We start from the raw sequence: 23966 nt of genomic DNA, 5'->3' as shown, positions 1-23966 counted from the left end.
AATCTAAAGTCACAACTATGTGTGTGACATCAAGTGGCGTGTAAAACATTAGGAATATCATGTTAGTCTGGTTTATCTCATTACCAAGGTCATACAAAAGAACAATATCTCTTTCCATCGACATTTCTCTTTTGGTCTTCTCTTTTTGGCTCGCTTTCTGGTTAAGAATTGATGCATTGATGCCAATCACCAGTATCCATCATTGGTATCTTGTTTCTTTCAATACCTTAGTAACCCTACTGGTCTTTATTAAGCTTGGCTTGTATCGAGCAGTTTTGCGCTATCTGAACGCGAAACTACTCGTTACGGTGGCTATCGGCATGGCTTTGTCTGCCACGCTACTGGCCATGCTCGCTTCCTCCACTAATATCTATTTGCCACGTACTATCCCAGGTATCTATTTTGCCGTTGGTTTGTTGCTCATTGTCGGTTCGCGACTTTTACTGCGTATGCTACTCAACAGAGGCATGAATTTCGGTACTAAAGTCATCATCTATGGTGCAGGTTCATCCGGATGTCAACTCTTGCCAGCGTTGAGTCAGGCCACGGAATATTATCCGATTGCATTCGTTGATGAAAATGAAAAGTTACAAAATACGACCATTCACGGAGTGACCGTTTATAGCCCGCAAAAACTGAAATGGCTGGTTGATAAGTATGATGTCAAGAAAATACTTTTAGCTATGCCAAGCGTAAACCGTGAACGAAAAAGAGAAGTGATTGCTAAACTGGAAGGGCTGCCCTGCCAAGTGTTATCTATTCCGGGCATGGTCGATTTGGTTGAAAATAAAGCCACAATCGATATGATCAAGAAAGTCTCAATTGCCGACCTACTAGGCAGAGATTCCGTTGCACCATTATCACAATTGATCTCCAAAAATATCAAAGATAAGGCGGTAATGGTCACCGGAGCTGGGGGGTCAATTGGTTCAGAACTATGTCGGCAAATACTCAACAATAGCCCCTGCGTACTTGTCCTGTATGAGATTTCTGAATTTTCCCTTTATGCCATTGAGCGCGAGCTAAGTGATCTTATCAAGCAATTGCATGCGAACATTACGCTAGTGCCGATTCTTGGATGTGTTCAGGATCAACACCACCTTGAACGCGTGATGGCTCGTTTCAACATTGAAACGGTCTACCATGCAGCGGCCTATAAGCATGTACCACTGGTTGAATATAATGTTGTTGAAGGCGTCATGAACAACATTTTCGGTACGTTGAATTGCGCGCAGGCTGCTATAAGCAGCGGCGTGTGTAAATTTGTATTAATTTCAACAGATAAAGCGGTACGCCCAACAAACACAATGGGTGCAACAAAGAGGATGGCTGAGCTAGTGCTACAATCTTTGTCTGCGCAACAGAAATCTACCTGCTTCTCTATGGTGCGCTTTGGTAACGTTCTTGGCTCATCTGGTTCTGTTGTACCTCTATTTGAAAAGCAGATTGAAGCAGGCGGCCCGATAACACTGACACATCCGGATATCATTCGCTATTTCATGACCATCCCGGAAGCTGCTCAGCTGGTTATCCAAGCTGGTGCGATGGGCAAAGGTGGTGATGTGTTTGTGCTAGATATGGGTGAACCGGTGAAAATTCTGGAACTAGCTCACCGTATGATCTCCCTGAGTGGTTTGCGAGTGAAAGATGAAACGACTAGGGAAGGTGACATTGCCATTAAAATTACTGGATTACGGCCTGGCGAGAAGCTATTTGAAGAGCTATTGATTGGTGAAAGTGTTGAAAAAACCCAGCATCCACGCATTTTGACCGCCAATGAAATAATGCTCAGCTACGATAAATTACAAGAGTATTTATGCGAACTTAGGAACGCCTGTATAAATTACGATCAAGTTAAAATACGAGAGATTCTAATTAACGCGCAAACCGGTTTTCAACCTTCTGATGATATCTGTGATATTTTGTCTTAAGGTTTTTGGTACGACAGTACACAGTAATAGTGGTGACGAGCCATAGATTGTTATCGCTAATATTTATTAACTTAATGTATCGGAATTAAAATGCTCGTAACAGCAACCAAAATACCTGACGTGTTGATTTTTGAACCGAAAATTTTCAAAGATGAACGCGGATATTTTTATGAAAGCTTCAATCATGCCAAATTTGAAGAAGCTGTCGGTCATGAAGTCACTTTTGTCCAGGATAACCAATCAAAATCTCAGAAAGGTGTTGTCCGTGGTTTGCATTTCCAAGCGGCACCCTCAACACAGGGCAAATTAGTTCGCTGCGTTGCTGGTGAAGTCTATGATGTCGCGGTTGATATCAGAGAAGATTCGCCAACGTTTGGTCAGTGGGTTGGCGTGCATTTATCTGCTGAGAACTGCAAACAACTGTGGCTCCCGGAAGGTTTTGCGCATGGCTTTGCCACGTTGAGCGACTCGACAATTTTTCTGTATAAAACAACAAATTATTACAATTCCAAAGCGGAGCGGACCATCCTGTGGAACGATCCTGCACTGGCCATTGACTGGCGTGTAGAACAACCAATCTTATCCGATAAAGACAAAATTGCGCCTCTGTTACATCAATTACTGGAGAACAAAGGTGGATATTAAACTGATTCCTCTTCAAACCCATGGCGATGAGCGTGGTTCCTTGGTTGCTCTGGAGTATGGCAGCAATATTCCGTTCGAAATCAAACGTGTTTATTACCTGTTCAATACCAGTAAAGGTGTCAAACGTGGTTTTCACGCACACAGAAATCTAAAACAAATTGCCATTGCCGTTCGCGGTTCTTGCCGATTCGTTCTGGATGATGGCAAAGAGCGAGTGAATCTGCTGCTGGATAACCCTGCGCAAGGTTTAGTGATTGAATCCTTCATATGGCGTGAAATGGTTGATTTTTCAGAAGATTGTGTTCTGATGGTGTTGGCCAACGAACTCTATGATGAGAGCGACTATGTGCGCAATTACGATGACTTTCTGGAATCAGTCCAGGGGAGGGCTGGCTGTGACTAGTAATTGGATTTTAACCGATGATGAGTTTATGAAACCCTCATATCGGATAAGCCCGTTCAGTACATCATCTATTGCAACGAGTTGCTGTTTACCACCGGCCAGCAAGGATGTGCAGTTTTTTGAAAAAAGACATCCAGCGTACCATCAGTACTATTTGCTCAAAGCACGCCACGGTATCACGCTAGCGTTAACCAACTTGGAGCTGGCAAAAACAGATTGTGTCACCGTGCTTACCACCACGGATAATCTGTACGTCAGTGGGTGCGTGACAAATGCGATTGAAGCTGTTTGCAAATGGAATCGTACGCTGACTGAAGAAACCAAAGCTATTGTGGTTGTCCATGAGTTTGGTACTGTATATCCGGATATGGATCAGCTCTACCAGCTTGGTGTTCCCATTATCGAAGACTTTGCCCATTCATTTAATTCCTCGTCTGCAGACTCCGGGCGCAGTGATTTTGTCATCTATAGCTTTCCTAAGTATTTCCCGATTCAGTTCGGTGGAATTATCCTTAGTCGCAAGGCGTTGACCACTAAGCCGGAACTGGGCGCAGAGCACGAAGACTATGTTAAGCGTGTGATTTCCGCACATATTGACCATGTTGATGAATATGCCGACATACGATGGAAAAACTATCGCTATCTGTTGGAGCAGTTTGCGGGCTTGTCCTGCACGCCACGTTTTACTTTTAGCGAACGGGAAACACCATCCGTATTTATTTTTTGTCCTCCGCCAGATGTTGACCTTATTGCGCTGAAAACATTTATGCAGGGTAACGGAATAGAATGTAGTGTTTTTTATGGCGAACAGACGTTTTTCATTCCGCTGCACAATAGACTGCAACAAGCAGACCTTGACTATTTTGTTTTTGTCTACAATGAGTTTATTCAACGGGGCGCGTGATGAAATTAGAAAACATTACATTGATTGGTAGTGCAACAGTAGACCCTTCGACAAGCATTAATAATGTTCATTTAGGAGATAATGTTAAAATTGCTAAACGATGCTCTGTTTTTGGTTCAAAAGAAAACATTCTTGAAATTGGTCATGACAGCTATGTCGGAATGAATTCAATTTTAAACGGCTACAGCGCCAAATTAACCATCGGTGCTCATGTAAGCATTGCGCAAAATGTAAACATAATGACCGATTCAGGTCCAAACGCCAGCGAGCTTTTGCAAAAAATCTATCCGATTCAGAAAGAAGAAATAGAAATTGGCGATCACTGCTGGATTGGCACTTCGGCGATTATTATGCCAGGCGTTAAATTGGGTAATTTTTGCATCGTCGCGGCGAATAGCTACGTCAATACGTCATTTGAAGACTACTCCATTATAGGTGGAACACCCGCTAGATTAATTAAAAAAATTAATCATTGCGAGCTAAAAAAGGATTAAGTTATGACCAGAATAGCATCGAATGAAAAATATGCTGTCAACCTAGTTGATGAGTATGCGGAAAATAATTTTTTTTCTAGTAAATGCTTTATTGAGCACCAGATTATCGTGCAGAAAAAAGAGGTACGAACATTTGTTCTGGTGGATCTCACAAGCAACAAACAACTCGCCATCAAATCTTTTGCTCGCGGACAAAATTCCTCTAACTGGACGTCCCCGATAACCGGCGCTTTTGGACCCATTGAGGCCAGCGAGCTTATTTCTATGAGCGAGCTGGATTTTTTCATCAGCGCTATCTCTGATTATATGTTATCTCTGGAAAACAGCGCTAAAATCGTCTGGCGTCTGCCTCCGCAATACTACCAAAGCAAAGTCCACACCAAAGTTCAGAACGTTCTGTTCCGCCAAAAATGGGCTCTGGATGAATATGACCTTAATTTTCATCTTTCCATTACCAGCTACGAGGATTTTCGCGATAACCTCAGCAGCAGTAAACGAAGAGAGCTTAACCGCATTACAAAGTCTAAGCCGGAATTTAACGAAGCAACCACGGCTGAGCAGCGTAAAAGTGTTTATGACGTCATTAAGTTAAACCGAGAAAACCAGGGGTTCCCGATGACAATGTCATGGGAGGCAATTGAAGCACTTTCTCTTGCTATGGGAGAGAAGATTAAGTTTTATATTCTGACGCGCGACAATGTTGTTCTTGCTGGTGCTATTTGTCTCATACTTGATACCAACACATTATATGTGTTTTATTGGGGCGAACATCCGGAATATAGAAAAGATTCTATCATCATTAAGTTAACCGAAGGTATCTATCTTGCAGCCGCTGAAGGCGGGTTTTCGACGCTTGATATCGGTACCTCGACAGACCATTCAGAGCCAAACCAAGGATTGATCAATTTTAAAGAGAGCATTGGTTGTCTGGTTAGTCAAAAAATTACAGTTAGCTTAAGCAAAGATGGAAAATAAAATGAAAGTAGACTTTTTGAATCTGCAACAAATTAACGCGCGCGATGCGCAAGAAATGCTTACGGCATGCAAAGAAGTTATTGATTCTGGCTATTATATCGGTGGCGATAAAGTTGATGCTTTCGAAAATAAATTTGCGGCTTACTGCGAGGCAAAACACTGCATTAGCGTGGCAAATGGTCTTGACGCATTAAACCTTGTTTTACGTGTCTGGAAACTGCAGGGCCACCTGCAAAACGGTGATGAAATCATTGTTCCTGCTAACACCTACATTGCATCGATACTTGCGATCACTGAAAATGGGTTAGTCCCTGTGCTTGTTGAGCCTGACTACAATACATTCAACATCACTGCGGCAGCCATTGAATCCGCTATCACCGCGAAAACGAAAGCCATCCTTCCTGTACATCTGTACGGTCAGTTAGCACCAATGCCTGAGATTATGTGTATTGCAGAAAAACATAATCTATTGGTTCTGGAGGATAGTGCCCAAGCACATGGTGCCATGCTTGAGGGAAAACGTGCGGGGACATGGGGTCACGCCGCTGGCTTTAGTTTTTACCCAGGTAAAAATCTCGGGGCATTGGGTGATGCTGGTGCCGTAGTGACAAATGATGACGAGCTGGCAAATGCCATCAAAGCACTGCGCAACTATGGTTCGCACAAAAAATATGAAAACCTGTATCAGGGGCTGAATAGTCGTCTGGATCCGATGCAAGCCGCAATGCTCAGCGTTAAATTAAAACGTCTAGACAGTGATACTGCGCATCGTCGTCGTATTGCGGATATTTATATCAAGAACATGAATAATGCGCTGGTGACTGTGCCATTCGTCACTGAAGCGGCTGCCCATGTCTGGCATTTATTTGTGATTAAAACCCCGCATAGGCAACAGCTGCAGGAGTGGTTATCGGCAAACAACATTCAAACACTGATTCACTATCCTGTTCCGCCGCATAAACAACAAGCCTACTCAGAGCTGAACCATTTGCATTATCCGATCACTGAGCAAATTCATGACGAAGTATTGTCACTACCAATATCTCCGATTTTGACAGAAGATGAAGCTATGTATGTCGTAAACAAAATCAATGCATTTAAAGTGTAAGAGCAAATTTAATGCGGGCTCTATTTAGCGTCACTTTTTGGACTGGTTTGCTAACAATATTTAAAATGACTGTGGGTTTTGTTATTACAAAATTTGTGGCTGTTTATGGCGGACCTTCAGGACTGGCTCTTTTGGGCCAGTTACAGGCTATGGTTACAAGTTTCAATGGAATAATTAACGCTCCTGTCAGTAACGGGATAGTTCGTTATACTGCCGAAAATCATGACATTGGTATAGATAAATGCACGCCTTGGTGGCGTGCAGGTATACGTTGTGCGATATTCCTCTATCTTATCATATTGGTCGTTGTCTTGCTCTGCTCAAACTATCTGGCGCGGGCCTTTCTGGCAAATGAAGAGTATGCTTGGATAATTGTTCTGGCAGGCGTTTTTTTACCACTCACTGCCATCGGAACTTTTGTCAACTCCGTCATCAATGGTACGAAAGATTATAAGAAATATGTCATTGTTGGCATGTTCTCAACCCTATTATCATGTCTGATAATGGTGGTGTTAATCTATTACAAGAAATTGCACGGCGCACTTATTTCTGTTTGTATTCAATATGCATTGGTTGGGTTTATTTCTATCGCGTTTGTCTATCGACAAAAGTGGTTCAAGTCCACTAATTTCTTTGGTAAAACGACCAACAAGAATATTAAAGGTATCACTGGTTATATTTGCATGGCAGTGGTCAGTGCCATTGCTTTACCCACCTCATTACTGTTGATCCGTAACGAAATGGTTGACCAGCTTGGCTGGACTATTACCGGACAATGGCAAGCCGTATGGCGGATATCAGAAGTTTACCTGAGCGTCTTGACGCTTGCGCTTGGAGTTTACTATTTGCCAAAACTTTCCTCTATTAGTGGTAGCAATAAAATTCTGGCAGAAGTAAAAACGACAAGCCACCTGATGTTTGGTCTGGCGATCATTATGGCGCTCAGCGTCTACATGATGAAAGATTTCATTATTCTGATTTTGTTTTCACCAGAATTTTTACCGGCGCGGGAGTTTTTCACTATTCAGCTAGTGGGAGACTGCCTAAAACTCATTAACTGGGTTTACTCTTACCCTATGCTGGCTCGTGGTTGTACACGCTGGTTTATTGCACTAGAGTTATTTTTTGCCTTTTTATTCTATATAATAACGACTATTCTGCTTCATTTCACAAATCTAGCTGTCGACTCCGTATTGTATGCATATGTGATTATCCAGTTGGTTTGTTTACTGTTCTTGCGCTTTGCACTAAAACATATCATTCATTAAATCGGAAGGAACAATGCTAGAGTTAACCTATGCAATGCCTTGCTATAACCATAGCGCTTTTTTAGTTGAGGCTTTGGACTCTATAAAAGATGATGTCGCGACTCATGATTTCAGTTATGAAGTATTAATTATCGATGATGGTTCACCGGACGATTCAGTTCACGTTATCAAACAGTGGATGGAAACGAATAACGATATCAATGTCCGTTTAATTACGCAGGAAAATCACGGTATTGCCAAAACCGTTAATAAACTTTACAACAACTCTAACGGTAAATTTGTTCGGCTTTCCGCTTCTGATGATATCGTCCTTCCCGGCAGCTCCGCTGCGATGATGGCAGTTGTTACTGATAATATCACCTGCGTGTTTGGTGATGGTACCGTTATCGACAACGACAGCAAGCAATTTAGCGATAGCTTTATGGATTATCACGGCGGAAACCCCGATGATCTGCGAAATAACCAACGCATTCCGCAAAAATTGATAGACAAATGGTGTATTGCCGGCCCGTGCATTCTGGTAAGGCGCAATTTCTTTAAACGCTATCAGTATGACGAAAATTCAAGGATCGATGATTTTGACTTCTTCCTGAATGTGTTTAAAACACCGGACAGCGTAATTTACCTCGATCAAAAAGTTTGTGGCTACCGTATACACGGCAACAATACGTCAAAAGTGAAAGATGTAGCCACGCGAGTTGCTAATTTGCAGTCATTTTGCTATTTGCTGGAAAAATACACCTATACTCCTGAATTGAAATACGTACAAAATCAACTTCTGGCCAAAAGATATCTCACTAAGTGTAAAATTAACTACTTGCAGAGGAGTTATCTCAAAGCCGTCTATCATTATGCTATTCACAAATATTATTCATCACTAACGTAAGCAGCTAGTGAGATAAAATAGCCAGTAGTCAGCTTAGAGTGGATTGAAATATGAGTGAAATGAAAAGCCGATTGTCATTTTATATAATGGCTCCGGTACTAACCCAGTTAGCCATTTTTTATCTGTGCTTCAACGTGACAAAGGAAATGTTCTGTTATTCCCTCTTTTACGGCGGCAGCATATTCTTTCTGGTCTGTTTTTTTGAATTAATCTTCAGAAGAAAACTGGATTATTCCAAGTTATACGAAAATATTTACAGTAAATTAGCACGACCCGATAAGCTGGCGCTAAAGTCGTTGGCCTTTTTAATTTTGCTTCTATTTCCCCTTGATGTTTATTTTAATGGGTTCAAATTGCTCAATCCAGTCAGCTACGCTGAACTCTATGGGATCGGACGATTCATTCGCCATGTCACTTCGATGTGCTGGATGCTAGTTCCCATTGCTTATGTCATCAGGCATGAAAACCCGTGGACTGCTAAGTTCTTCATTCTGTTTTCGGTACTATTGCCGATAATGATGATTGACCGTAACCGCTTACTGATGTCTTTCTTTTGCTACTTCTTCATCCTCTACGCACGCTCCCGTTCGATGTCAGTCAGAAGTCGTCCGCGCGAATTTCGTAACGTGAAACTCGGTCTGTATTCATTATTGATTTTACTGCCGACAATATTTGTTGTTATTGGATTCTATCGTAGCGGCACATCTTTCTCGATTGAATCTTCTGGCGACCGTATTGTTTATGGGAAATTCCCGCTGACGGCTTTTTTTGACGTAATGCCGCCGTCTATTAAACAAATACTGTTGTATATCACGACACCTATTTTTAACTTCACTCATGTGGCCTCGACAGGCTTTCTGAACGAACAGTTCTTGCTCAGCCAGATTTCACCGTTTTCTCGTGAAGCGTTCCCAATATACCCTTACTCACCGGTATTAATTGTCCGTTACAACGTAGGTACTGAGTTCTACCCTTTCCTCCTATTTGGCGGATTGCCTCTGGTATTTCTTGCAATGTTCTTTGTCGTTCTGACTTTTGGCGCTGTATTTTACTGGTTCTGCAAAACTCAGGGGATTTATGCTTGGCTACTTTTCCTTAAGTTTTCCTATCTTATGCTATTTCTAGGGTTTGCTCCCCAGTTTTATATATTGCTTAATATTATGAGTTCTATTCTTATATTCTTATTGTACTTGTTTTCTAATTTTTTAAAGTTTTCGATAGTAGGTCATACCAACAAACCCATTGGTGAGAGGCAGCAATGACGGAAAGTAAAGTAGCTGTTTTACTGGCTGCGTATAATGGAATGAAGTGGATAGACGAACAAATTCAAAGTGTTCTTAATCAAGAAAATGTATCCGTAGATATCCACATTAGTGTCGATATTAGTACCGATGATACCTATAAGTATTGCCTTGAGCTCGAAAAAAAATATAGCAATATTTATGTGTTACCTTATGGTAGCCGCTATGGTGGCGCAGCACGTAATTTCTATCGTTTAATCCGTGATGTTGAACTGGTAAATTATGATTTCGTCTCTTTCGCCGATCAGGATGATATCTGGCACCTGAGCAAATTATCGAACGCGATAAAAATACTTTCCGAAAAAGGCTACGATTGTTATTCCAGTAATGTCATAGCCTTTTGGGAAGATGGCAAACAAGTGCTGATCAACAAAGCACAAGCTCAAGTCGAGTATGATTATTGCTTTGAATCTGCCGGACCGGGCTGTACTTATATGTTCAGCAAAGAAGTGGCATTAAAATTCCAAGCATTCATAAACAATAATAGAGATAAAGTCGATGAAGTTGAATTGCATGATTGGCTAATTTATGCATTTGCTCGCCACACCGGATATAAGTGGTTTATTGATTCGTGGCCGAGCATGTTATACCGACAGCATAGTAGCAATCAGTTTGGCGCAAACGGTGGATTACAAGCAGCGAAGCGCAGAATCCAAATGATACGTAATAGTTGGTATCTGACAGAAATAAAACGCATCGTTAGCCTTTACAGTGTTGAAAATCGTCCGTTCTTTGTTAATTGTCTGAATCGCGGTTATTTTGGTCATCTTTATATGGCATGTAATATCCACAAGGTTCGTAGGAAATTACGGGACAGACTAAGCCTTGCAGTTATTTTAGTACTAGGTATGCTAAAGTAAGATTACCACGATGTGTCACAAACAAAGGTGTAGTTCCATTTCGTTTCTTTTACAATCGAATCAAAAGTTGAGAAGAAAAACAATAGATTACTCAAATCAGAAGAAATACACGACAAAGTGGATAGAAACCTTCATTGAGTATGGATATTATTTTAAGCTTCAATCTGACTATTTGCGCATGCCCCTAAACATCGTCCTATTCGAACCAGAAATTCCGCCTAATACGGGCAATATCATCCGCCTGTGTGCCAACACAGGCTGTCAACTCCACTTAATCCAACCTTTGGGTTTCACATGGGATGATAAACGCCTGCGCCGTGCAGGGCTGGACTATCACGAGTTCGCCAATATCAAACAACATTACGATTACCAAGCATTTCTGGAGAGTGAGGGGTTAAGTGCAGTAAATTCACAATCCCCTTCTGGAGCTCGCCTGTTTGCTTTAACAACAAAAGGCACCCCGGCACACAGTAATGTTAGTTATCGTGATGGTGATTATCTGATGTTTGGGCCAGAAACTCGTGGTCTGCCGCCTTACGTGCTGGATAACATGCCACCCGAACAGAAGATAAGAATTCCAATGCTGCCAGATAGCCGCAGCATGAATCTTTCTAATACTGTCGCAGTAGTCGTATTTGAAGCATGGCGGCAACTTGGTTATCAGGGTGCTTTATTAAGGGATTAATACATATACCCGTTGTCTTTCAAACTGCCTCTTTGTTGGCTGCACTCACTCATCCCGGTCACATAGTTATCTATGCTCCCGGGGATGAGTTCCCTTGCCGCCGCGATGCAACTCGAAATCCATTGGGTATAAGCACTCAGCGCCTTACAGCACTGAGTGTTATTAATTCTGTGCTATCAAAAGAGAATAGGTTTTAAATCCCATCTCCATTCTCAAACCCATTATTCATTCCATTAAAATGCTGGTTCATATCCAGAGATGGCTTATCACTTTCAGGTTTACCAACAATCCGCGCTGGAACACCGGCAACTGTGGTGTGCGGTGGAACAGGCCTTAACACTACTGAACCTGCCCCAATTTTCGCACCACGACCAATTTCGATATTGCCGAGGATCTTGGCTCCGGCACCAATCATCACGCCTTCACGCACTTTCGGGTGTCGATCTCCACATGCTTTTCCTGTTCCTCCAAGCGTCACCGATTGCAAGATAGAAACATCATTCTCAACAATTGCTGTTTCACCGATAACAATGCCTGTTGCGTGGTCAAGCATAATGCCACAGCCAATTCTTGCAGCCGGATGAATATCCACACCAAAAGAAACTGATATCTGGTTTTGCATGTAAACGGCCAACGCTTTGCGGTCTTGCTTCCATAGCCAGTGTGCAATTCGATATCCCTGTAGTGCATGGAAACCTTTCAGGTAAAGCAGAGGGGTGGAGTATTTATCTACGGCGGGGTCACGAAGCCGGACGGCTTTGATATCACTCGCTGCCGATTCGATCATCTTTGGTTCACTGCCATAAGCATCTTCAACAACTTCTCTGACCGCAATCGCGGGCATGATTGGTGTCGCCAGCTTGTTTGCCAGCATGTAGCTTAAAGCACTACCAAGGTTTTCATGTTTAAGTAGTGTTGCGTGGAAAAAGCTGGCTAACATAGGCTCACAATCGGCCAGCGACCTCGCCTCATTTTTTATATTTTCCCAAACTTCTCTCAGTTCTTCTCGAGACATATCAATCATTCTCATGTGATTGTTTTTATACCCGTCGTCTTTCAAGTAGTTTCTTTGTTGGCTGCGCTCATTCACTCCCGACGAATTTGTCATTCCCTTGCCGCAGCGATGCAGCTTGAAATCCATAGGGTATGTTATGTATGGATATTTTGGGTAACTTAAATGTGGGAATTTTCTCCTTCATCCCTTGTCGCTCTTCCCAATAATGCCTGAGCTGCTTCAAGTACATTTTTGTTACGATATAGTATCTGGTAGATCTGCTCTGTAATGGGCATTTCAACCCCAACTCGTCTGGCTAGTGCCCGAACCTCTTTGGTATTACGATAACCTTCAACAACCTGCCCGATTTCACTCTGTGCAGCATCAACATTAACCCCCTGCCCCAGCATCATTCCGAAACGGCGGTTACGAGATTGATTATCCGTACAAGTCAGTACTAAGTCGCCCAATCCTGCCATGCCCATAAATGTGGAAGGGTCTGCCCCCAGCGCAACACCAAGTCGGCTCATTTCAGCCAGACCACGAGTTATCAATGCAGTGCGAGCATTGGCTCCAAAGCCCATACCATCAGAGATCCCGGCACCAATAGCAATCACGTTTTTTACTGCGCCACCAAGTTGCACGCCGATAAAATCAGGATTTTTGTATACTCGGAAGCTTTTGCCACAGTGGAAAAGCTGCTGAAGCTCTTCGCCAAATTCAGGTGTTGTCGCAGATACTGCAATTGCTGTTGGTAAACCTGCCGCCAGTTCTTTCGCAAATGTTGGGCCGGACACCACCGCTAACGGGATTTCATTGCCTAATATCTCACGAGCCACATCCTGTAATAAACGCCCCGTTTCTGCTTCAAGGCCTTTAGTAGCCCAAACAATGCGGGAGTCTGGTTGTAGATGAGGCTTTATCTGCTGTAAAACATCGCCGAAGACATGGCTGGGAACCACGATCAGGATATTCCGGCTGGCTGAAATAGCATTCTTCAGCTCAGCTTCAAGCTGTAAACTATCAGGAAAAGAAACATCCGGTAAAAATGCCTGATTACATCTGGCTTGCTGCAAAGCACGGACATGTTCAGGGTTATGTCCCCAAAGCACAACATCATGCCCGTTACGGGCCAGTGTAATGGCTAAAGCGGTGCCGTATGAGCCGGCACCGATAACTGTCATAGAAGCAGTATTCATTAGGCTTCCTGTGTTGCCTCATCAGACTGGGAATCAGACTGTTGCTGCAAGTAATTCATGAACAGAGCATCAAAGTTTACTGGTGCCAGGTTCAGTTGTGGGAAAGTACCACGGCCTACCAGGCTGGTGATGCATTCACGGGCATATGGGAACAGAATGTTCGGGCAGTATGCACCTAAGCAGTGCGCCAGTTGAGTTCCTTCGATACCATCAACAGAGAAAATACCAGCCTGTTGAACTTCACACAAGAACGCAGTTTCTTCTCCCAATGTCGCCGTAACAGTGACACGCAGAACAACTTCATAAACTCCCTGAACCAATTCACTAGAAGCAGTATCCAGATCCAGCTTAACTTCCGGCTGCCATTCTTCTTGGAAAATCTGAGGTGCTTTAGGGGCTTCGAAAGAAATGTCTTTCGTGTATACGCGTTGGATCTGGAAAGCCATTTCTGTGTTGTTTTGTTCTGACATAATAATTTTTACCTTTTGTATATCCTTATTAAACCTAGATTATGTAAGTACTAAGTATACTGCTTACATTCACATTCGTTACTTTTTGCCACGGGCTAATGGTAAGTTTTCACCTGTCCACCCGGCAATTCCCTCTTTCAGGGTATAAACTTGTTCAAAGCCTGCTTTCACCAGATTCTCTGCCGGTGTTTTCGATTCCAGACCATTCGCAGAAACAACAATAACAGGCTGCTTTTTGTGTTTTTCCAACTCACCCAGATTGTTATCTTTAATCTCGGATGGAGTCAGGTTAACAGAACCAATGATATGCCCTCTGCGGAAATCGTCACGGGAGCGTAAATCCACGACGATACCATCTTCTTTATTGATGAAATGGATGACCTGTGCGCGAGTGATATCTTTACTCTTGGAGAACACACTTTTTAGTGTCAGGACGATAACAGCCACTAACAGGGCAATCCAGACGAGGCTCAGGATCGTGTTCCGGCTAATAAATTGCATGATTTCTTGCAGCATGGAGGGCAACAACTCCCATTAGTTAATAACAAAAATCTTAAGGTAACAGAGTATACCTGTGTGTTGTGTCAATTACAGCCAGTTAGCATCAACCTAATGCAGTTTTTGCGGAGAGTTTCGAGAAAAAATAAAAAATCTCCATGAAATACTTGATTGCCATATTCCGCTAAAATATTTCATGCCAAACTGGTCAGATAGAGGATTTTCGATAATAAATGAGCTAAATTCACTAAAATTTAGATTATGATTAGGGAAGATAAAAAAACCGTCTACTCTCTGGTCAGAGGCAATTTCACATGAAATAATCGGGCACAACAGACATATAATAGACAAGTACTATAAATAGTTAGTGTAGAGCGGGGAAAGGTACTGAATCAAATGGCTGATAATCAGGGTTTCAAAAGTTTTAACTTTCGGAAGAAGCAAAAACAGTGGCAATTTAGTAGCAGGGCTTTACTGTTCTGTGCCCTGCTGCTTGCTTTTTTCTGTTCAGGGACCTTTGCCAATCAAATTTCAGAAAATAAAAACCAGCTCAAAGATATTCAGCAGGATATTGCTGAAAAAGAGAAAAGTGTCAAACAACAGCAAAAACAACGCACAGAACTCCTCAGCCAGCTCAAGGAGCAAGAGAGTACAATTTCAGAAGTCGGTCGTTCATTGCATAACACTCAGCTTCACCTGAATAAACTGGGGAATGAAATCACCTCCCTGACGAAAAATATTCAGCACCTGCAAATGCAACAAAAAGAACAGCGCAAACGGCTTGCCAGCCAGTTGGATGCAACATTCCGGCAAGGAAATCATCAAGGATTAGAATTACTGCTGAATGGCCCAGAAGCTCAGCGCAAAGAACGTATACTGGCTTATTACAGTTACCTGAATCAGGCGCGCCAAGAGACTATCACTAAGCTCCAAGAAACAACAGATAAACTGAATCAGCAAAAAAAACTGCAACAGGGCAAACAAAACGAGCAACAAACGCTACTAAGCAGCCAAAAACAACAAAAACAAAAAATGGAAATTGCCCGCACAGCCCGGCAAAATACGCTGACAACTCTCGAATCAGCATTGAAGAAAGATCAACAGAGTCTGGCTGAACTTCGGCAAAACGAAACTCGCCTACGTAATAAAATTGCAAAAGCAGAACGGGAAGCGAAGGCTCGCGCGGAACGGGAAGCGCGTGAAGCTGCACGTGTTCGTGCACAAGTTGCGGCTAAGCAAAAACAAGCCCAACAAAAAGGCTCCAGCTATAAACCAACAGAAGATGAACGTGCGTTGATGGCACGAACGGGTGGACTTGGCCGTCCTGCCGGGCAGGCGATCTGGCCTGTTCGTGGTCGGGTTATTCACAGTTTCGGGGAAACAATACAGGGCGAATTACGCTGGAAAGGTATTGTTATCTCCGCAGCGGAAGGGACGGAAGTCAAAGCAATTTCAGATGGGCGAGTATTACTGGCCGACTGGTTACAAGGCTATGGTCTGGTTGTCGTGGTTGAACACGGCAAGGGAGATATGAGTATTTACGGGTACAACCAGAGTGCTCTGGTCAGCGTTGGTCAACAAGTCCGTGCCGGTCAGCCGATTGCTCTGGTAGGAAGTAGTGGTGGGCAACAACAGCCTTCACTGTACTTTGAAATTCGCCGTCAGGGACGTGCCGTTAATCCGTTACCGTGGTTAGGAAAATAATAGAGGGAAACCATCGTGCAGCATCTATTAATACAATGCCTACATTCATTCACTCTATTATTTGGGATGCTTCGCTTTCCGCATATTCGGTTCTGGAAAGTATTACCGCTTTTTGTACTTTCATTTACTCTGAATGCTCATGCTGCGCGTTTGGCTATTGTCATTGATGATTTTGGCTACCGCCTTCACAATGAAAACAAAATATTACAAATGCCATCGGCAGTCTCAATCGCAGTATTGCCTGACTCACCACATGGCAGGGAAATGGCACAAAAAGCCCACAAACAAGGGCGGGAAATTTTAATTCACCTGCCAATGTTACCTCTTAGCAAACAACCGTTGGAAAAAAATACCCTGCACCCTTCGATGAATAAAGAGGAGATTGAAGCCATTATTCACGATGCCATACAGAAAGTGCCCTATGCGACTGGTATGAATAACCATATGGGCAGCGCAATGACTTCTAATCTTAGCGGTATGAAAAAAGTCATGGGTGCCCTATCTCAATATCATCTCTATTTTCTGGATAGTGTAACCATTGGCAGCACTCAGGTTTCTAAAGCATCGATAGGAACGCCTGTACAGATACTCCGCCGGAATGTCTTTCTGGATAATGTTCAGACAGAAGCAGAAACTCTGCATCAACTCAATCGTGCTATTGCTCTGGCTCGTAAACAAGGGTCCGCTATCGCAATTGGTCACCCGTACCCAACAACTATTCGTGCATTACGGCAAGGATTAGCAACATTACCAGATGATATTGAACTGGTAGCTCCCAGCAAATTGCTCAACCACGCTAGGCCAGATAAACAGACTGAACAAGAGTGTATTAATTCTCAGAAATCCAACACTAAATCCGGAATAACATCAGAATCCAGAGTGCAATATCTCAAAATGGTTGGAGAAACATTAGTTCCCAGTGCAATCATTCATATCCTGCAACAGCACTTTGAAAAGTTACATAGTACTGAGCAAATAAAGTCACAACAGGAAGAGGCTATGAAGGATAATTCCTTGCAAGATAAAGCAGGGATAAAAGAGAAGACCACACAAAATAAAACAGGTGCTCATAAAACGGTCAGCACCTGTTCTGGTTCTTAACAACTTATTTTACTAATCTGTATATGAGATTCTCAGCTAATCCCAATTCAGAATAACTTTGCCAGATTGCCCTGAACGCATGATGTCAAAGCCTTTCTGATAATCATCTATTGAGAACTGGTGAGTGATAATCGGAGTCAGATCCAGACCAGACTGAATCAATGCCGCCATTTTGTACCATGTTTCGAACATTTCCCGTCCGTAGATACCTTTAATAAACAGCCCTTTGAAAATAACCTGATTCCAGTCAATCGCCATATCAGAAGGTGGGATCCCCAATAAAGCAATACGCCCACCATGATTCATGGCATTAAGCAAGGTACGGAAAGCCGGTGGTGCTCCTGACATTTCCAAGCCGATATCAAATCCTTCTGTCATACCCAGTTCTGACATAACATCGGTCAGATTTTCCTTACTGACATTCACGGCACGAGTGACACCCATTTTCCTTGCCAGTTCAAGGCGATACTCATTCACATCCGTGATAACAACATGACGTGCGCCAACATGCTTGCACACAGCCGCAGCCATGATGCCAATAGGCCCAGCACCTGATACCAGTACATCTTCTCCGACTAAATCAAAAGAAAGAGCAGTATGAACAGCGTTGCCAAAGGGGTCAAAAATTGCAGCCAGTTCGTCAGAGATATTGTCGGGAATTTTGAAGGCATTAAATGCCGGAATAACCAGATATTCCGCAAATGAACCGGGACGATTTACCCCGACTCCAGTTGTATTGCGGCACAAGTGAGTACGTCCGCCGCGGCAGTTACGACAATAACCACAAGTAATATGGCCTTCTCCGGATACGCGGTCACCAATCTTGAAGCCTTTGACTTCCTGACCAATTGCGACCACTTTCCCCACATATTCGTGCCCGACGACCATTGGCACCGGAATAGTTTTCTGGGACCACTCATCCCAATTATAGATATGCACATCCGTCCCGCAGATTGCGGTTTTACGGATTTTAATCATCACATCATTGTGGCCCAATTCCGGTGTGGGCACTTCCGTCATCCAAATCCCTTCTTCTGGCTTTAATTTTGACAACGCTTTCATAGTGATACCTTATGCAATAATATTCAATTGCTTACCGATACGTGTAAATGCATCCACTACATGTTCAATTTGTTCTTTGGTATGGGCGGCTGAGATCTGGGTACGAATGCGCGCCTGGCCTTTCGGCACGACCGGATAGAAGAAGCCAATCACATAGATACCTTCTTTTAACAGCTCGGCGGCAAATTCCTGCGCTAGTTTTGCATCCCCTAACATGACAGGAATGATGGCATGATCAGCTCCAGCCAGAGTAAAACCAGCCGCTGTCATTTTTTCACGGAACAAATTAGCGTTTCTCCAGAGGCGCTCGCGTAGTTCGTCTCCGTCTTTCAGCATATCCAGAACTTTGATAGATGCGGCAACAATAGAAGGAGCAAGAGAATTGGAGAACAAGTAAGGGCGTGAACGCTGACGCAACCACTCTACAACCTCTTTACGGGCGGCAGTATAACCACCGGATGCGCCCCCCAAAGCTTTACCGAGTGTACCGGTGATGATGTCAACACGTCCCATGACGTCACAGTATTCATGAGTACCACGGCCATGCTTGCCAACAAACCCTACTGCGTGAGAATCATCAACCATGACCAGTGCGCCAAATTCATCCGCCAAATCACAGATAGATTTCAGATCGGCAATCACGCCATCCATTGAGAACACACCGTCAGTTGCAATCAGGATATTCTGTGCACCTTCTGCTTTTGCTTTCTCCAGCTGCGCCCTGAGTTCCTGCATATTATTATTGGCATAACGATAACGTTTTGCTTTGCACAAACGAATACCATCAATGATGGAAGCATGGTTCAGTGCATCTGAGATAATCGCGTCTTCTGGCCCGAATAACGTTTCGAACAAACCGCCGTTTGCATCAAAACATGAAGAGTACAGAATGGCATCTTCAAAGCCTAAAAATTCAGCGATTTTATTTTCTAATTCTTTGTGAGAATCCTGCGTACCACAAATGAAACGGACAGATGCCATGCCAAAACCATGGCTATCCATTCCTGCTTTTGCAGCCGCGATCAGGTCAGGGTGATTCGCCAACCCTAAGTAGTTATTGGCACAGAAATTAATGACATTGTTACCATCAGCAACGGCGATATCTGCATCTTGTGCAGAGGTAATAATACGTTCACTTTTGAACAACCCTTCCGCGCGGGTTTGTTCCAACTGCTCATTAATTTTCTGATAAAACGAAGCTGACATCTTTCTCTCCTGATTACCTGAATAAATGAAGTAATAATGCACAATGTATTCTACTTATAGATATCGCCAGTGACGACAGAGAGAAAGAGATAATATCAAGTTTGTAAAGCGGATCACGGCCTGAAAACTGAGATGTTACAGGATTTCAGGATATTCCCCTATATCAGCAGCTGTCGTCAGTAGGGTTAAGTGATATGATACGCACCAAAGTAAAGCGAACTGACTATTTAGAGGTGGGCCAAATGATTATTGTCACTGGCGGCGCAGGATTTATTGGCAGCAATATTGTCAAAGCACTGAATGACGAAGGCTACAGAGATATTCTGGTTGTTGATAATCTGAAAGATGGCACAAAATTCGCCAATCTTGTTGATCTGGATATCGCAGATTATATGGATAAAGAAGATTTCATTGCCAGCATCGTTGCAGGTGATGATCTAGGCGATATTGATGCTATTTTCCATGAAGGTGCCTGCTCTTCCACAACTGAGTGGGATGGCAAATATATGATGGACAATAATTATCAGTACTCTAAAGATGTACTGCATTACTGCCTTGAGCGACAGATCCCATTCCTGTATGCCTCTTCTGCCGCCACTTATGGTGGTCGTAGTGACAATTTTATTGAAGAGCGCCAGTACGAAAAACCTCTTAATGTGTATGGCTACTCAAAATTCCTGTTTGATCAGTATGTCCGTGATATTCTGCCACATGCAGACTCTCAAATTTGTGGTTTCCGCTATTTCAATGTTTACGGGCCACGTGAAGGACATAAAGGCAGCATGGCCAGTGTCGCCTTCCATTTAAATACACAGATTAATCAAGGCCAGAATCCAAAATTATTTGCAGGCAGCGAGCATTTCCGCCGGGATTTTATTTATGTTGGTGATGTTGCGGCGGTGAACCTGTGGTTCTGGAAGAACAGCGTTTCTGGTATTTTTAACTGCGGAACTGGGCGTGCCGAATCTTTCCAGGCTGTTGCTGATGCTGTTACCGAGTTCCATAAAGAAAAGTCTCCATCCGTGGAATACATTGAATTTCCGGAAAAATTAAAGGGTCGTTATCAGAGCTTCACTCAGGCTGATCTGACAAAACTTCGTGCTGCAGGTTATGACAAATCATTCAAAACCGTTGCTGAAGGTGTTACCGAATATATGCAATGGCTTAATCAGGATAATTAATCGACCTTTATGAAGATATTGGTGATCGGCCCATCATGGGTGGGTGATATGATGATGTCACAAAGCCTCTACCGTACCTTGAAGGCTTTGTACCCAAATGCAGAAATTGATGTGATGGCGCCGGAATGGTGTCGTCCATTACTGGCAAAAATGCCGGAGGTTACTCGGGCTCTGGCAATGCCTCTGGGGCATGGGGCACTTGCCCTCGGTGAGCGCCGCCGTCTTGGGGTAGCACTGCGTGAACGTAAATATGATCGTGCTTACGTCCTCCCTAATTCGTTTAAATCTGCTTTGGTGCCTTTCTTCGCCAATATCCCTTTGCGTACAGGCTGGCGTGGTGAAATGCGCTATGGTTTTCTGAATGATATCCGCACTCTGAATAAAAGTGCTTTTCCGCTTATGGTTCAGCGCTATGTTGCTCTTGCATATGACGGGAAAGCTGTACGCAGTGCTGAAGATCTTTCTCATCCTCTATTGTGGCCTCAATTGGCTGTCAGTGAGCAAGATATTGCAGAATCAACCGCCGCGTTTAATATCGACGATCATCGCCCCGTTATCGGTTTTTGTCCCGGTGCAGAATTTGGCCCAGCGAAACGCTGGCCCCATTATCATTACGCGGCACTTGCTGAACAGCTGATCACCCAAAAAGGCTATCAGATACTGCTGTTTGGCTCCGCTAAAGACAATGAAGCCGGTGAGGATATCCGCGCACTTTTGAGTGAAGAAGCCCGCAAACAGTGCCTGAACCTTGCAGGCAAGACTTCCCTTGAACAAGCGGTGAACATTATCGCAGCCTGTGATGCGATTGTTACCAATGATTCAGGTTTAATGCATGTCGCGGCAGCCCTGAACCGCCCGCTGGTAGCGCTATATGGCCCAAGCAGCCCTGATTTCACGCCCCCTCTGTCAGATAAAGCTGAAGTGATCCGCCTGATTACCGGCTATCACAAGATCAGAAAAGGTGACAGTGATGGTGGCTACCACCAGAGTCTTATTGATATTCAGCCAGAGCTGGTTTTGACCTCACTGGAAAAACTCTTACAGGCGGAGAACCAGCGTTAATGCGTGTTTTACTGGTAAAAACCTCTTCAATGGGTGATGTGTTACATACCTTGCCTGCATTAACAGATGCCAAAAAACACATACCGAATATTAAATTTGACTGGGTCGTTGAAGAAGGCTTTGCCCAAATTCCCACATGGCACAATGCAGTTGAAACTGTTATTCCGGTCGCTATTCGTCGTTGGAGAAAAAACTGGTTCAGGAAAGATATCTGTGAAGAACGGACACGTTTCAGAGAGCAGTTACAGCAACAACAATATGATGCAATTATTGATGCTCAGGGCCTGTTAAAAAGTGCTTTTTTCGTGACACGATTGGCGCATGGTATAAAACATGGCTATGACAGAAAAAGCGTTCGTGAACCACTTGCCATTTTTTTCTACGATCAGCGTTACTCAGTGAGCAAGCAGCAACATGCCGTAGAACGCATTCGTGAATTGTTTGCAGACAGCCTGGGTTATCAAAAACCGGTAGATTCTGGCGACTACGCTATTGCCCGCCATTTTCTGACTCAGCAAACTGAAGGTAAAAATAGTTATCTTGTCTTCCTGCACGCGACTACTCGTGATGAGAAGCACTGGCCGGAAGAACACTGGCGGCAACTTATTGCAGAAATTCAGCCTACTGGTCTGAAAATCAAACTTCCCTGGGGAGCAGAACATGAACACCAACGAGCATTACGGCTAGCAGAGGGTTTTTCCCATGTTGAAGTATTACCAAAACTGACACTAGCAGAAGTCGCACGAGTTATTGCCAGCGCGAAAGCTGTTGTTTCTGTTGATACCGGATTGAGTCATCTTACCGCAGCACTTGATCGTCCGAATATTACACTATTCGGCCCAACAGACCCCGGCTTGATAGGCGGCTATGGGAAAGAACAGCACGCTCTGAAGTCAAAAGATAATACGATGAAGAGTATTAAACCATCAGAGGTCATGCTGTTCTTGCAGGATGTGCTAAAAGAGGATCTTTCCTAACGGGAATGTCTCACACCAACTTTATACTCAAATGTAAGATTCAATATTGTATTTCATTTTAAATTTATACCCTTTTATAAAAATTCCGATTACGTTATTATTCAAAAATAATATGATGATCAGTTTAATAAACTGTACTCATTTTCTAAAAATTAAATTAGGTATATATATGATTTTTTCAGATAAAAGTGATGTTACTATAGTTATCACAAGTTGTGGAAGATTTTCTCTCCTAACAAGTACACTGCAATCATTGGATAAGCATAATACTTATCCTATTAAAAAAATAATAATTACAGAAGATTCAGGGAATGAAAAAATTCTAGATGTAATACCAAAAAATTGGCAACCCCACTGCGAGATAATAATAAATAGACCTAAACTAGGACAAATAAAATCTATTGATTTAGCTTATGAAAAAGTAGATACAAAATATATTTTCCACTGCGAAGATGATTGGCTTTTTTATAGAGATAATTTCATCGAAGATTCACGCATACTCCTTGAAAAAAAACATGATATTCTGCAAGTATGGTTACGTGATTTTAATAAAGATATAAAGATTAACTATCCTTTTCATTATCCTTCTAATCCACAATCAATCTCTGGAGTTGATTTCTCTGTGTTAGAAAGCAATGATGAAACTTGGAAGGGATTTAGCTTTAATCCTGGTTTACGTAGAAAAAGTGATTACTTAAGAATAGCACCTTACTATGTTGGGAAAGATTTCGACAAAGCAGAGGCACATATTTCGAAACTATATTATGAAGAAGGAATGTATGCTGTTATATTAAAGAGTAGTGCTACAAAACACATTGGCTGGAATCAACATGTCATTAATAAAAATGATATCCTCCGTAATAAAAACAAAAAAAGAAAGAAAATAAAATACTTTTCACTAGGATTTATTTCGGGTTGCATATTATCCTTTATTGCTTTAATCATTATGAAATAACTTTTCACTCTAATAATTCAAGCTTCTTTAAAAGGAACTTGAATTATTATCTTATTAGAACTATAATACTAGTTATTTCTTAATGAAAAACCAACAT

General features: G+C 42.8%; 24 protein-coding genes. 18 read left to right on the top strand and 6 right to left on the bottom strand.

Features of this window, described 5'->3' with window-relative positions; translation table 11 throughout:
• Positions 1-59 precede the first annotated feature (59 nt).
• The 12 genes from AACX68_RS11430 (at position 60) to trmL (ending at position 11460) form a co-directional block, all read left to right on the top strand.
• Entirely contained in the window at positions 60-1931 is a 1872-nt protein-coding gene (locus tag AACX68_RS11430) for a polysaccharide biosynthesis protein (protein WP_228857977.1), read from the top strand.
• Positions 1932-2021: 90 nt separating this feature from the next.
• Complete coding sequence (rfbC, locus tag AACX68_RS11425) at positions 2022-2576, top strand: dTDP-4-dehydrorhamnose 3,5-epimerase (protein WP_228857976.1); 555 nt, start codon at positions 2022-2024, stop codon at positions 2574-2576.
• Positions 2566-2979 (top strand): sugar 3,4-ketoisomerase, encoded by a 414-nt coding sequence (locus AACX68_RS11420; protein ID WP_228857975.1) that lies wholly within the window; start codon positions 2566-2568, stop codon positions 2977-2979. The genes rfbC and AACX68_RS11420 overlap by 11 nt, the downstream gene beginning before the upstream one ends.
• A gap of 28 nt (positions 2980-3007) precedes the next feature.
• A complete protein-coding gene (locus AACX68_RS11415; RefSeq protein ID WP_255705078.1) occupies positions 3008-3883 on the top strand; it encodes a DegT/DnrJ/EryC1/StrS family aminotransferase in 876 nt (291 codons plus the stop codon).
• Positions 3883-4377 (top strand): acyltransferase, encoded by a 495-nt coding sequence (locus tag AACX68_RS11410; RefSeq protein WP_228857973.1) that lies wholly within the window; start codon positions 3883-3885, stop codon positions 4375-4377. Before AACX68_RS11415 ends, AACX68_RS11410 begins: the two co-directional genes overlap by 1 nt.
• Before the next feature lie 3 nt (positions 4378-4380).
• The gene (locus AACX68_RS11405; protein ID WP_228857972.1) at positions 4381-5352 is read left to right on the top strand and encodes a GNAT family N-acetyltransferase; all 972 of its coding nucleotides are present in this window, start codon (positions 4381-4383) and stop codon (positions 5350-5352) included.
• Position 5353: 1 nt separating this feature from the next.
• Positions 5354-6460, top strand: a complete 1107-nt coding sequence (locus AACX68_RS11400) for a DegT/DnrJ/EryC1/StrS family aminotransferase (RefSeq protein ID WP_228857971.1) — start codon at positions 5354-5356, stop codon at positions 6458-6460.
• An 11-nt stretch (positions 6461-6471) separates the two neighbouring features.
• A complete protein-coding gene (locus AACX68_RS11395; protein WP_255705074.1) occupies positions 6472-7728 on the top strand; it encodes an O-antigen translocase in 1257 nt (418 codons plus the stop codon).
• A gap of 13 nt (positions 7729-7741) precedes the next feature.
• Entirely contained in the window at positions 7742-8614 is an 873-nt protein-coding gene (locus AACX68_RS11390; protein ID WP_228857970.1) for a glycosyltransferase, read from the top strand.
• Between the two features lie 50 nt (positions 8615-8664).
• Positions 8665-9876: a hypothetical protein gene (locus AACX68_RS11385; RefSeq protein ID WP_228857969.1), complete on the top strand. Its 1212-nt coding sequence runs from the start codon at positions 8665-8667 to the stop codon at positions 9874-9876.
• Positions 9873-10775, top strand: coding sequence for a glycosyltransferase (locus AACX68_RS11380; RefSeq protein ID WP_228857968.1), 903 nt, complete (start codon positions 9873-9875; stop codon positions 10773-10775). The genes AACX68_RS11385 and AACX68_RS11380 overlap by 4 nt, the downstream gene beginning before the upstream one ends.
• A gap of 178 nt (positions 10776-10953) precedes the next feature.
• On the top strand, positions 10954-11460 hold the full coding sequence (gene trmL, locus AACX68_RS11375; protein WP_228857967.1) for a tRNA (uridine(34)/cytosine(34)/5-carboxymethylaminomethyluridine(34)-2'-O)-methyltransferase TrmL: 507 nt from the start codon (positions 10954-10956) through the stop codon (positions 11458-11460).
• Between the two features lie 193 nt (positions 11461-11653).
• On the opposite strand, the gene cysE is transcribed toward trmL, so the two are convergent.
• From cysE to AACX68_RS11355, 4 genes are all read right to left on the bottom strand, one after another.
• A complete protein-coding gene (cysE, locus tag AACX68_RS11370) occupies positions 11654-12475 on the bottom strand; it encodes a serine O-acetyltransferase (RefSeq protein WP_228858018.1) in 822 nt (273 codons plus the stop codon).
• A gap of 158 nt (positions 12476-12633) precedes the next feature.
• A complete protein-coding gene (gene gpsA, locus AACX68_RS11365; RefSeq protein ID WP_228857966.1) occupies positions 12634-13653 on the bottom strand; it encodes an NAD(P)H-dependent glycerol-3-phosphate dehydrogenase in 1020 nt (339 codons plus the stop codon).
• A complete protein-coding gene (gene secB, locus AACX68_RS11360) occupies positions 13653-14123 on the bottom strand; it encodes a protein-export chaperone SecB (protein WP_099120919.1) in 471 nt (156 codons plus the stop codon). The genes gpsA and secB overlap by 1 nt, the downstream gene beginning before the upstream one ends.
• Positions 14124-14201: 78 nt before the next feature.
• Positions 14202-14639, bottom strand: a complete 438-nt coding sequence (locus AACX68_RS11355) for a rhodanese-like domain-containing protein (RefSeq protein ID WP_099110004.1) — start codon at positions 14637-14639, stop codon at positions 14202-14204.
• 378 nt (positions 14640-15017) lie between these two features.
• Here AACX68_RS11355 and envC point away from each other — a divergent pair, with 378 nt between their 5' ends.
• A complete protein-coding gene (gene envC / locus AACX68_RS11350) occupies positions 15018-16325 on the top strand; it encodes a murein hydrolase activator EnvC (protein ID WP_228857965.1) in 1308 nt (435 codons plus the stop codon).
• 66 nt (positions 16326-16391) lie between these two features.
• Positions 16392-17426 (top strand): divergent polysaccharide deacetylase family protein, encoded by a 1035-nt coding sequence (locus tag AACX68_RS11345; RefSeq protein WP_228858017.1) that lies wholly within the window; start codon positions 16392-16394, stop codon positions 17424-17426.
• A 36-nt stretch (positions 17427-17462) separates the two neighbouring features.
• On the opposite strand, the gene tdh is transcribed toward AACX68_RS11345, so the two are convergent.
• Both tdh and kbl read right to left on the bottom strand, forming a co-directional pair.
• A complete protein-coding gene (gene tdh, locus AACX68_RS11340) occupies positions 17463-18488 on the bottom strand; it encodes an L-threonine 3-dehydrogenase (RefSeq protein ID WP_228857964.1) in 1026 nt (341 codons plus the stop codon).
• Positions 18489-18497: 9 nt separating this feature from the next.
• The gene (kbl, locus tag AACX68_RS11335) at positions 18498-19694 is read right to left on the bottom strand and encodes a glycine C-acetyltransferase (protein WP_099120923.1); all 1197 of its coding nucleotides are present in this window, start codon (positions 19692-19694) and stop codon (positions 18498-18500) included.
• A 242-nt stretch (positions 19695-19936) separates the two neighbouring features.
• Between kbl and rfaD the strand changes: the two genes are divergently transcribed.
• From rfaD to AACX68_RS11315, 4 genes are all read left to right on the top strand, one after another.
• Positions 19937-20875, top strand: a complete 939-nt coding sequence (gene rfaD, locus AACX68_RS11330; protein WP_228857963.1) for an ADP-glyceromanno-heptose 6-epimerase — start codon at positions 19937-19939, stop codon at positions 20873-20875.
• A 9-nt stretch (positions 20876-20884) separates the two neighbouring features.
• Complete coding sequence (rfaF, locus tag AACX68_RS11325; protein ID WP_228857962.1) at positions 20885-21937, top strand: ADP-heptose--LPS heptosyltransferase RfaF; 1053 nt, start codon at positions 20885-20887, stop codon at positions 21935-21937.
• Positions 21937-22914, top strand: a complete 978-nt coding sequence (gene rfaC / locus AACX68_RS11320; protein WP_228857961.1) for a lipopolysaccharide heptosyltransferase RfaC — start codon at positions 21937-21939, stop codon at positions 22912-22914. Before rfaF ends, rfaC begins: the two co-directional genes overlap by 1 nt.
• 169 nt (positions 22915-23083) lie before the next feature.
• Positions 23084-23869, top strand: a complete 786-nt coding sequence (locus AACX68_RS11315; protein WP_228857960.1) for a glycosyltransferase family 2 protein — start codon at positions 23084-23086, stop codon at positions 23867-23869.
• The last annotated feature ends 97 nt before the right edge of the window (positions 23870-23966 follow it).

The sequence above is a fragment of the Xenorhabdus sp. PB61.4 genome (assembly GCF_963894935.1).
GTDB classification, from domain to species: domain Bacteria; phylum Pseudomonadota; class Gammaproteobacteria; order Enterobacterales; family Enterobacteriaceae; genus Xenorhabdus; species Xenorhabdus stockiae.
Note: the sequence above shows the minus strand (reverse complement) of the source record. Positions and strands in the feature narration are given on the sequence as shown.

Excerpts from the sequence above, each read along its gene's own strand:
- rfaD (WP_228857963.1), top strand. The coding sequence starts at position 19,937 with ATGATTATTGTCACTGGCGGCGCAGGATTTATTGGCAGCAATATTGTC.
- AACX68_RS11380 (WP_228857968.1), top strand. The coding sequence starts at position 9,873 with ATGACGGAAAGTAAAGTAGCTGTTTTACTGGCTGCGTATAATGGAATG.
- kbl (WP_099120923.1), bottom strand. The coding sequence starts at position 19,694 with ATGTCAGCTTCGTTTTATCAGAAAATTAATGAGCAGTTGGAACAAACC.
- AACX68_RS11410 (WP_228857973.1), top strand. The coding sequence starts at position 3,883 with ATGAAATTAGAAAACATTACATTGATTGGTAGTGCAACAGTAGACCCT.
- trmL (WP_228857967.1), top strand. The coding sequence starts at position 10,954 with ATGCCCCTAAACATCGTCCTATTCGAACCAGAAATTCCGCCTAATACG.
- AACX68_RS11405 (WP_228857972.1), top strand. The coding sequence starts at position 4,381 with ATGACCAGAATAGCATCGAATGAAAAATATGCTGTCAACCTAGTTGAT.
- cysE (WP_228858018.1), bottom strand. The coding sequence starts at position 12,475 with ATGTCTCGAGAAGAACTGAGAGAAGTTTGGGAAAATATAAAAAATGAG.
- rfaF (WP_228857962.1), top strand. The coding sequence starts at position 20,885 with ATGAAGATATTGGTGATCGGCCCATCATGGGTGGGTGATATGATGATG.
- AACX68_RS11315 (WP_228857960.1), top strand. The coding sequence starts at position 23,084 with ATGATTTTTTCAGATAAAAGTGATGTTACTATAGTTATCACAAGTTGT.
- rfaC (WP_228857961.1), top strand. The coding sequence starts at position 21,937 with ATGCGTGTTTTACTGGTAAAAACCTCTTCAATGGGTGATGTGTTACAT.
- envC (WP_228857965.1), top strand. The coding sequence starts at position 15,018 with ATGGCTGATAATCAGGGTTTCAAAAGTTTTAACTTTCGGAAGAAGCAA.
- AACX68_RS11400 (WP_228857971.1), top strand. The coding sequence starts at position 5,354 with ATGAAAGTAGACTTTTTGAATCTGCAACAAATTAACGCGCGCGATGCG.
- AACX68_RS11415 (WP_255705078.1), top strand. The coding sequence starts at position 3,008 with ATGAAACCCTCATATCGGATAAGCCCGTTCAGTACATCATCTATTGCA.
- AACX68_RS11395 (WP_255705074.1), top strand. The coding sequence starts at position 6,472 with ATGCGGGCTCTATTTAGCGTCACTTTTTGGACTGGTTTGCTAACAATA.
- AACX68_RS11345 (WP_228858017.1), top strand. The coding sequence starts at position 16,392 with ATGCTTCGCTTTCCGCATATTCGGTTCTGGAAAGTATTACCGCTTTTT.
- gpsA (WP_228857966.1), bottom strand. The coding sequence starts at position 13,653 with ATGAATACTGCTTCTATGACAGTTATCGGTGCCGGCTCATACGGCACC.
- AACX68_RS11390 (WP_228857970.1), top strand. The coding sequence starts at position 7,742 with ATGCTAGAGTTAACCTATGCAATGCCTTGCTATAACCATAGCGCTTTT.
- tdh (WP_228857964.1), bottom strand. The coding sequence starts at position 18,488 with ATGAAAGCGTTGTCAAAATTAAAGCCAGAAGAAGGGATTTGGATGACG.
- secB (WP_099120919.1), bottom strand. The coding sequence starts at position 14,123 with ATGTCAGAACAAAACAACACAGAAATGGCTTTCCAGATCCAACGCGTA.
- AACX68_RS11355 (WP_099110004.1), bottom strand. The coding sequence starts at position 14,639 with ATGCTGCAAGAAATCATGCAATTTATTAGCCGGAACACGATCCTGAGC.
- rfbC (WP_228857976.1), top strand. The coding sequence starts at position 2,022 with ATGCTCGTAACAGCAACCAAAATACCTGACGTGTTGATTTTTGAACCG.
- AACX68_RS11430 (WP_228857977.1), top strand. The coding sequence starts at position 60 with ATGTTAGTCTGGTTTATCTCATTACCAAGGTCATACAAAAGAACAATA.
- AACX68_RS11385 (WP_228857969.1), top strand. The coding sequence starts at position 8,665 with ATGAGTGAAATGAAAAGCCGATTGTCATTTTATATAATGGCTCCGGTA.